The sequence below is a fragment of the Deinococcus sp. genome (assembly GCF_018260405.1).
Lineage (GTDB): Bacteria > Deinococcota > Deinococci > Deinococcales > Deinococcaceae > Deinococcus.
Window position 1 is genome coordinate 1 of the sequence record NZ_JAGLBG010000221.1, and the last position, 1,087, is coordinate 1,087.

The 1,087-nt window shown below is 51.1% G+C and carries 1 protein-coding gene; it reads right to left on the reverse strand.

What is annotated here, in order from left to right; translation table 11 throughout:
- On the reverse strand, positions 1-980 hold a 980-nt coding region (locus QZ269_RS13175; protein ID WP_291427152.1), incomplete at its 3' end, for a transposase.
- Positions 981-1,087: the final 107 nt, after the last annotated feature.

Below are 1,087 nucleotides of genomic sequence, written 5' to 3' on the forward strand. Positions count from 1 at the left end.
ACAAGGAAGGTTTGCAGTTCAGCAAAGCTCCACTGGCTTCTGCGGCGTTTATTGGCGCGTGCTTTTTGCGTAACCTTGGGGTTAGCGCGCCCCTCAGTACGGTCACGGATATTCGTCAAATCCTCAAGCCCGATGAAAGCATTGGGGAAACGGCGAAGAATACGAAGACTCAGCTTGTGGTTCCAATCAGCGATAAACCGTCTCTCCCTCCCGCTAACCTGAATAAGTTTTCTGGTAGCGGAACGGGTGTCTTTACGCTGCAAATTGCGACGCAGGCGGCAAAAGTGGTCTTTCCGTTGGCGGGCCTGCTTACCGCTTTGGAAGAAAGAGTTGCCTTGGGTGTCAGAGACAACGGCGTGATACCGCTGGCCTACATCCACCCCGACAACTCGCTTATGGTCTTCTGGCTGAGGGTCAGCCATTTCTACTTCCAGCGATACCAAGAGGTAATACTGCTTCTTGGACTTCTGGTAGTAGAGCTTCGCCGCTCCAACTTCACAACCCTGTGCAATGTACTCAAGGTGCTTAGAATAGCCGTCATATTCCATCACTTGACGGCCTTCCAGTGTTTGCACACTGACTTGCTGGCCTTTCTTCCAAGAGTAGTCACGTCCAAAGTTGTAGGTCAGGGTGCGACTGACAAACTTGCATGGATTGTCCAGCCCCTTGTAACGACGCTTGGTGTATCCCTTCTCACGGGCCGCTTGGTTCTGACGAAACTTTGTCCACTGAACCTTGTAGCTACTAGCAACCTGACGGGGAGCATTACACGCCATTTGGGAAGGCAGGCCAAACTTCTCCCGCAAATCCTCATACACCAGTTTCTGAAGACGCATCCCTGCCGAAAGTTTCCCTTCTTTATGGGCGACTTCAGAGGCAAAGTTAAGCGCATCACGGTAAGCCAAAGTGACGGCATCCAGAGCTTGTTTCTGCTCCGGGGTATGCCGCAACTTCAGTTTGGCTGTGAGCGTTATCTTCACAAGAAGTATTTTAATGGATAATCCCCTGAACGTAACTGCTCAGCGCGTAAATTGGGGGAATTAGATAGTAAATCGCAGTAAGTTTATAGGCGGTGTCCTGGGAGGGC